Origin of the sequence: Stenotrophomonas maltophilia group sp. Smal32 (assembly GCF_030237085.1) — a bacterium.
GTDB classification, from domain to species: domain Bacteria; phylum Pseudomonadota; class Gammaproteobacteria; order Xanthomonadales; family Xanthomonadaceae; genus Stenotrophomonas; species Stenotrophomonas maltophilia_Q.
Window position 1 is genome coordinate 1 of sequence record NZ_JASJSI010000163.1, and the last position, 7,001, is coordinate 7,001.

Below are 7,001 nucleotides of genomic sequence, written 5' to 3' on the forward strand. Positions count from 1 at the left end.
CACCCTGCTCGAGCCCTACCCTCCCGGCGGCACCGCTTCGGTTCACCCGACTCTTTACAAGCCCGACTTAGAGCGCCACCGACCCCCCAGAGCCGCCCCGGGAGCGCCCCCCCCGCGCGCCCCCCCCCCCCGCCCCCCCCGCCCCCCCCCCCCCCCCCCCCCCCCCCCGCCCCCCCCCCCCCCCCCCCCCCCCCCCCCCCCCCCCCGGCGGGGCCAATCAGTTCGCAGAGAAGTGAGACGAAGAAGTGCTCTGCAATCCGGACGCCAGGCAAAAAAAGACCCGGCAGAGGGAGGGATCTGCCGGGTCCGGATTGCATGGGGGGAGGGACCCATGCAATGAGCGTTGCGTCGCGTCAGTGACTGTTCGCGTCCGCGGTTGATGCGTTGTAACCCTGCGCCAGTTCGGACCAGGCCTTGCTGGCCTGCAGGCCGAGACCGACCATGTCCTGCTGGGCCTGGCCCAGTCGTTGCAGGTTGTCCTGCCACAGTTGCGCGCCCTTGGAGAGCGTCCCGGCCGCATCTTCGCCGCGGGCCAGTTCACCCAGCCAGCCGCCGGTCGCGGTCAGGTTGCGCTCCATCACCTTCAGCTGCACGCCGAACATGCTTTCCGCGTTCTCCAACGCCAACCGGTTCGCGCGCGTTGCCGCGGCTGCGAGCTGGCGGGTGGCATCACTGAAGCGATCGCTGAAGGCGGCGGCCATGGGGCATCAGGAAGTGGCTTGATGCATTGCAGCATACGCCCTTGATGCCGCATTGCAACAAAAATAACAAAGGCGCCCAGGGCGCCTTTGAAAAACCTTTCAGATCAATGGCTTGATCAGACGGTAGGGCCGCGGTAGCGGCAGCCCGAGGTGCAGGTTTCGTGCACGGTGATCTCGCTCAGCGCCGGCAGGCTGGGCTTGAGTTCATTCCAGATCCACACTGCCAGGTTCTCGCTGGTGGGGTTCTCCAGGCCGGGAATGTCATTGAGGTAGTGGTGGTCCAGGCGGTCGTAGATCGGCTGGAAGGCCGCCTTCACGTCGCCGAAGTCCATGATCCAGCCGGTCTGCGCACCGGGCTTGCCCTCGACCTTCAGTTCCACCCGGAACGAGTGGCCGTGCAGGCGCGCGCACTTGTGCCCCGGCGGCACGTTGGGGAGGCGGTGCGCCGCCTCGAGCATGAAGACTTTGAAGATTTCCATGGCGCGATTGTACGCCGCGGGCAGCCGCGCAGCCTGAGTGGATGTTGGTCTTTCGTGAAGAAAGTCTTTTCATCCGGATGAAGAGATGATAGTTTCTCTTATATCCGTATGAAGAGATGTTATTGGCCGGACCCCGGCCAGGCATGGACTACTGCGGAACTTCATCGCCCTTACCACCTCCCCCACATCGTCATGCCCAAGCACACCCTGCTCGTGGCGGCCCTGGCCGTCGCTCTGGCCGCGCCTTTGTCCGCCGCCGCCGAAAACTCCGCCGATGCCAGTGGCGAAGCCAGCACCCTGGCCGCTGTGCGCGTCACCGGTTCCAACATCAAGCGCACCGATACCGAGGCCTCCAACCCGGTACAGGTGATCGGCCGCCAGCAGCTGGAACAGACCGGCAAGGCCACCGTGGCTGACGTGCTGCGTTCGATCTCGGCCAACACCGGCAACGCCAGCAACGAAACCACCAACAATGGTTGGGCGTCCGGCTCGGCCGGCATCGGCCTGCGCGGCCTGTCGCAGAAGAACACGCTGGTGCTGCTCAACGGCCGCCGCCTGGCCAACTATGGTTTCCCGGCCGGTGGCCTGTCCGACACCTTCGTCGATCTCAACGCGCTGCCGCTGGTCGCGGTCGAGCGCATCGAAGTGCTGAAGGACGGCGCCTCGGCGGTGTACGGCTCCGACGCCGTGGCCGGCGTGGTCAACATCATCACCCGGCAGAACTTCGAAGGCGCCGAGATCGGCGGCAGCTTCGGCGGCGCCGACCAGGGCGGCCTGCACGAGCAGAACCTGAAGTTCGTCGGTGGCCTCGGCGACCTCGACACCGATGGCTACAACATCCTCTTCAGCCTGCAGGGTTACAACCGCGAGCGCCTCGATCAGGACGAGCGCAACCTGACCAGCAGCGGCATCTACACCGACAAGCCCGGTGGCCGCTGGAACGGCTGGTCGGCCAAGGGCGCGCGCTACCTGGTCAACGGCGTGTCGGTACCGATGCTCGATGCCAGCGGCAACTGCCCGGCCGGTACCACCCGCGTCGCCAGCGCACCGATCGACGGCCTGGCCGGTGACACCTGCGGCTTCAACCAGGCACCGTTCACCACGCTGATCCCCTCGACCAAGCGCTACCAGGCCTATGCCAACGGCACCTTCCGCCTGAGCGACAGCGTCGAAGCCTTCGGCGAAGTGCTGTACAGCCAGATCAAGAGTGCCGCGTGGTTCGGCAGCAGCCCGTTCTTCACCCTGGAGAGTGGCCGCTTCGCACTGAACGCGAACACCGGCCTGGCGGAGCCGGTGTCGTCGCTGCTGCCGGCCAACAATCCTTACAACCCGTACGGCCGTGCGATCCCGATCGAGTACACCTTCTTCGACCTCGGCGGCACGATCAAGACCAACCGCTCCACCGCCTACCGCGGCGTGTTCGGCCTGCGTGGCACCACCGCGTCGTGGGACTGGGAAGTGGCTGCGTTCGGTGCACGCAGCAGCGAGCGCGAGAGCGTCTCTGGTGGCTTCGCCAACCGCTGGGCGCTGGCCGATGCACTGGCCTCGGGCAGCTACAATCTGCTCAACCCGGCGGCGACGCCGCAGTCGGTGCGCGACTCGATCAACATCGCCACGCTGCGTCCGGCCGAATCCAAGCTGCAGGGCATCGATGCGAAGATTTCCGGCAGCCTGGGCCACACCTGGGCCGGCGAGATCGGCTTCGCCGCCGGTGCCGAGTGGCGCCGCGAGAAGCTCGATTCCAACAACCCGTGGCAGATCGACGCCGGCCTGCAGGTGCGCCCGGCCATCGCCGAAGTGCACGGCAAGCGCCAGGTCAGTGCGGCCTATGCCGAAGTGAACGTGCCACTGGCTTCGACGCTGGAGCTGTCCGCCGCCGCGCGTGCCGACCATTACGATGATTTCGGCGATGCCTTCTCGCCGAAGATCGGCCTGCGCTGGCAGCCGCTGGACTTCCTGCTGGTGCGTGCGTCGGCCTCGAAGGGCTTCCGTGCACCGTCGCTGTCGGAGAACTCCAACAGCACCAGCATCGCCTACGGCAGCGTGGTCGATCCGCGTGATCCGGACGTGCCGGGCTCGCGCCAGAACCCGACCTTCTTCACCGTCGGCAACAACGAACTGAAGCCCGAACGCACCAAAAGCGTGAACTTCGGCGTGGTGCTGTCGCCGTGGGCCAACACCAACCTGAGCGTGGACTACTACCGTATCCAGCTGGACAACCTGGTCGGCACCAACAACACCCAGACCCTGGTCAACGACAACGTGGCCGGTGCCGTGCAGCGCGATGAGCGCGGCAAGCTGCAGGCGGTCTACAACCGCTACCAGAACCTGAGCGAGCTGAAGACCTCGGGCATCGACGTTGAACTGCGCCAGCGCATTCCGACCGCTGCGCTCGGCGACTTCACCGTATCCTCGGCCTACACCCACGTGCGCGACTACCATCGCCCGACCGTGGTCGGTGGGCCGCTGGTGGACTACGCCGGCAGCAACCTGGGCGCGACCCTGCCCAAGGACAAGGCCACCACCACGCTGGACTGGAAGCATGGCGATTTCAACGCAGCCGTGACCTGGTACTACACCAGCAGCTACCGCCAGGAAGCGAGCACCGCGGCCAAGGCCGTGCAGACGCGCGTCGGCAGCTACAGCCAGTACGACCTCTACCTGGCCTACACCGGTGTGGACAAGCTGACCGTGTACGCAAAAGTGCAGAACCTGGCCGACAGGACGCCGCCATACGACGCCTCGTTCCCGGGCATCCGCGCGCCGTACGACTTCAGCCAGTACGACCTGCGTGGCCGCTACTTCACGTTGGGCTTCGATTACCGCTTCTGATCCATCCGCCGCGGCGGGTCACCTGAAGGGACCGGCCGCGTGACTGTCTGCCGTTGTGTTCCAGGGGAGTCACCGTGTCCTTGCATCGCCGTGCCGTTCTTCCGTTGCTGCTTGCCGCCGCCACCGCACTGTCCTCGCCGCTGCCGGTGCAGGCACAGAGCGCGTACTTCTTCCCGCAGGCCACCGACGCGGCCGCGTTCGATACGTCCATTCCCACGCCGGAACAGTTCCTTGGCTATCCGATCGGCAGTCGTTACACCCGGCACGACCAGTTGGTGGCGTACTTCCAGGAACTCGCGAAGCGTTCCGATAAAGTCAGCGTGCGCGAGATCGGTCGCAGTTATGAGGGCCGCCCGCTGCTGATCGCCACCGTCACCACGGCGGGCAACCACGCGCGGCTGGAACAGCTCCGCCAGCAGCACGCGACCCTGGTCGATCCGGCTCAGCCGCGCAGCGCAGCCGGCGACAGTCCGGTGGTGGTGTGGCTGGGCTACAGCGTGCACGGCAACGAAACCTCCAGCGCCGAAGCGGCGATGCTGACCGCTTACTACCTGGTGGCCAACCGCAGCGCGGAAACCCAGCAATGGCTGCAGCAGGCGGTGGTGCTGTTCGATCCGGCGCAGAATCCTGACGGCCGCGACCGCGCCGCCAACTGGCACAACGCCTGGGCGTCCGATCCAGCCTCGGCCGACCCCGCCGACAAGGAACACGTCGAGCCGTTCCCGCAGGGCCGCACCAACCACTACTTCACCGATCTCAACCGCGACTGGCTTGCGCTGACCCAGCAGGACTCGCGGCCGAAGGTGGAGGTGTTCCATCAGTGGCATCCAAACGTGCAGATCGACTTCCACGAAATGGGCAAGGACAGCACGTACTACTTCGAGCCTTCGCCGAAGAGCATGCACAGCCCGTTGATTCCGGCGGCATCGTATGAATTCAACAAGACCCTGGCCAAGTACCACGCACAGGCGCTGGATGCGCTGGGTTCGCTGTACTACACGGGCGAGAACTTCGACAACTTCTCGCCGGTGTACGGCTCCACCTATCCGGACTTCCACGGCGCGGTCGGTGTGACCGTCGAGCAGGCCAGTTCGCGTGGCCGCGTGCAGGAATCGGTGAATGGCCTGCTGACCTTCCCGTTCACCATCCGCAACCAGGTCGCCACCGGGCTGGGCACCGTGCGTGGCGCGGTGGCCGAGCGCACTGGGCTGTTCGACCTGCAGAAGCAGTTCTTCCAGAGCGCGCTGAAGCAGGCCGCGCAGCAGCCGGTGAAAAGCTTCGTGTTTGGAGATGCGCATGATCCGGCATTGACCCGCCGCCTGCTGGAACTGTTGCTGCTGCATCGCATTGAGGTGCGCGCGCTGGATCGTGCGGTGACCATCGATGGGCGACGCTTCGAGGTGGGCAGTGCCTATGTGGTGCCAGTGCAGCAGGCGCAGTTCCGCCTGGTGCATTCGATCTTCGCAGAGACACCGCCGATCAAGGGGGATGTGTTCTACGGCAGCACCAGTTACGCGATCGCGCCGGCGTATGGTGTGGCCTTCGCGGGCAGCCGCAGCCGCATCGACGGTGGCGCCCGCGTGGCCGCGCTGCCAGCGGAGCAGGGCGCAGTGCTGGGTGACCAGGCCGGCTTCGCCTATGTCATCGACTGGCGCGACTACAACGCCGGGCGTGCACTGGCCGTGCTGCAGGCCAAGGGCCTGAGCACACGCGCAACGTTCCAGCCGTTCACCGCTTCCACCGCACAGGGCGAGGCCGGCTTCGCCGCCGGCAGCATCGTCATTCCGGTGGCTGGACAACCACTGCAGGGCACGGCGTTGCTGGATGCAGTGAGTGCTGCCGCACGCGATGCCGGCGTGCAGGTGCATGCGTTGTCCAGCGGCCGCAGCCGCGAGGGCATCGACCTCGGCAGCGATGGCGTCAAGGCGCTGCGCAAGCCTGCGGTGGCACTGGTGATGGGCGAGGGCGTGGCGGCCACCGAGATCGGTTCGGCCTGGTTCCTGCTTGACCAGCAGTTGCGCCTGCCGGCCAGCAAGCTGGATCCGCAGCAGTTGGGCAAGGTGTCGCTGGACCGTTACACCACGATCGTGCTGTCTGGCGGCAGCTATGCCGCCGTTGACGCATCGGCGGTGACTGCCTTGAAGCGCTGGGTACAGGCCGGTGGCTCGCTGGTGACCTACGGCAGTGCATCGAAGTGGGCGATCGAACAGAAGCTTGCCGACGGCGAAAAGCTTGGCAAGGAAGAAGAGGCTGCTGATGAGAGCCGCCGTGCGTTCGGCGACCAGCGCGACATCGCTGCGATCGAGCGGGTCAGCGGCAACATCCTCAGTGCCGATGTCGATACCAGCCATCCGTTGGCGTTCGGCGTGCCGCGCCGGCAGCTGGCGATCAACAAGGAGAACACGGTGACGCTGCAGCCGAGCGCGAATCCGTTCTCGACGGTGGTGCGCATCGACACGCCGCCGCGGGTGAACGGCTACCTGTCCGAGCGTAACCGCACGCGGGTGGCGGGTAGTGCGTGGCTGCTGGTGTCGGCGCAGGGGCAAGGCAACGTGGTGCTGTTTGCCGATGATCCGGCGCACCGCAAGTACTGGCACGGGACGGATCGGCTGCTGATCAACGCGATCTTCTTCGGGAATCTGGTGAATCCGAGTAAAGCGCGGGGTTGAGGCGTTTGGCGCCGAGTTGTTGTTGTGCTTGGGAGGCAGGGGGCCTCAGCCAGGACACGCCCTCAACCCATCCCTGGGGGCTGCATGGCGGCATCCTTGCGCCCAACCGTCCTTGCTGACGCCCCCTGCCGCCCCACTAAATTTTCTACCGCCCCCGAACCAACACAACCCAAGGGCGGTGGCACGGCAAAAAAAAAAACAAACGCAAACCCACGTATTTGCGCTTACGCATCTTGAATTTAATATTAAACATATCTTTGTTTTAACCGGTACACGGCCGGCTCACAACGCGGAGGGCATTTCTGAACCCGTATGGCAGC

The 7,001-nt window shown here is 65.7% G+C and carries 4 protein-coding genes; 2 read left to right on the plus strand and 2 right to left on the minus strand.

Annotation, left to right across the window (positions count from 1 at the left end):
- Positions 1 to 353: 353 nt before the first annotated feature.
- Positions 354 to 701 carry a phasin family protein gene (locus tag QRO91_RS21395; protein ID WP_049432249.1) on the minus strand — a complete coding sequence of 116 codons (348 nt, stop codon included), beginning with the start codon at positions 699 to 701 and terminating at the stop codon, positions 354 to 356.
- A gap of 116 nt (positions 702 to 817) precedes the next feature.
- Positions 818 to 1,180, minus strand: coding sequence for a 6-carboxytetrahydropterin synthase QueD (gene queD / locus QRO91_RS21400; RefSeq protein ID WP_049432246.1), 363 nt, complete (start codon positions 1,178 to 1,180; stop codon positions 818 to 820).
- A gap of 192 nt (positions 1,181 to 1,372) precedes the next feature.
- Between queD and QRO91_RS21405 the strand changes: the two genes are divergently transcribed.
- Together QRO91_RS21405 and QRO91_RS21410 are read left to right on the plus strand one after the other, a co-directional pair.
- Complete coding sequence (locus QRO91_RS21405) at positions 1,373 to 4,012, plus strand: TonB-dependent receptor (protein ID WP_285310557.1); 2,640 nt, start codon at positions 1,373 to 1,375, stop codon at positions 4,010 to 4,012.
- A gap of 74 nt (positions 4,013 to 4,086) precedes the next feature.
- Complete coding sequence (locus tag QRO91_RS21410; protein WP_285310558.1) at positions 4,087 to 6,681, plus strand: M14 family metallopeptidase; 2,595 nt, start codon at positions 4,087 to 4,089, stop codon at positions 6,679 to 6,681.
- The last annotated feature ends 320 nt before the right edge of the window (positions 6,682 to 7,001 follow it).